Consider the following 947-nt stretch of genomic DNA (forward strand, 5'->3'; position numbering starts at 1 on the left):
CACCACGGAAACCACCGTCACGGTCACCGCCGCGGAAGCCACCCTCACGGGGCGAGCTGGAACGCGAACTGTCCCGGTCGCCGCCACGGAAACCGCCCTCGCGGCGGTCACCGCCACGGAACCCGCCGTCGCGGTCGCCACCGCGGAAACCGCCCTCACGCGGGGCGCTGGAACGCGAACCGTCCCGATCGCCGCCACGGAAACCACCTTCACGGCGGTCACCACCACGGAAGCCACCGTCACGGTCGCCGCCGCGGAAACCACCCTCACGCGACGGGCCGGAGCGAGTGCGGTCGCCACCCTGGTACCCGCCCTCACGGCGGTCACCACCACGGAAACCACCGTCACGGTCACCACCACGGAAGCCACCCTCACGCGGGGCGCTGGAACGCGAACCGTCCCGATCGCCGCCACGGAAACCGCCCTCGCGGGGAGGTCCGGACCGGAACCCACCGTCACGGGGAGCACCCGAGCGCGACCCGTCCCGGTCACCGCCGCGGTAGCCGCCCTCGCGGGGGGCGCTGGAACGCGAACCGTCCCGGTCACCGCCGCGGAAGCCACCGTCACGGCGATCGCCGCCGCGGAAACCGCCGTCACGCGGGGCGCTGGAGCGCGAGCTGTCCCGGTCACCACCACGGGAGCCAGAGTCGCGGCCGCCGGCGTATCCGCCTCGGGCGCCGCCGCTGTCACGGTCTCCCCGGTACGGAGGCCGGTCTCGGTCGTCGCGGCGCGGGCCGCGGTCGCGTCCGCCCGCACCGTCAGTACGGTCTTCGTAACGACGGGGACGATCTCCGCCCTGCGGTCCTGAACTCACAGGTACATCCTTCCTGATTGCGCCACCAATGGCGCTACGCAGTCGAGGGCCGACCCGGATGGGGCGGCCCTCGACTGGAAGATTGTCCGGCGGCGTCCTACTCTCCCACACCCTCACGAGTGCAGTACCATCG

The 947-nt window shown here is 72.9% G+C and carries 1 pseudogene; it reads left to right on the top strand.

The features are described 5' to 3' along the window. Positions 1 to 808: pseudogene (locus tag AB0C03_RS28170) on the top strand (hypothetical protein); the annotation flags it as partial. Between the last annotated feature and the right edge of the window lie 139 nt (positions 809 to 947).

It is taken from the genome of Micromonospora parva (assembly GCF_040649675.1).
Classification (GTDB): Bacteria; Actinomycetota; Actinomycetes; order Mycobacteriales; family Micromonosporaceae; genus Micromonospora; species Micromonospora parva.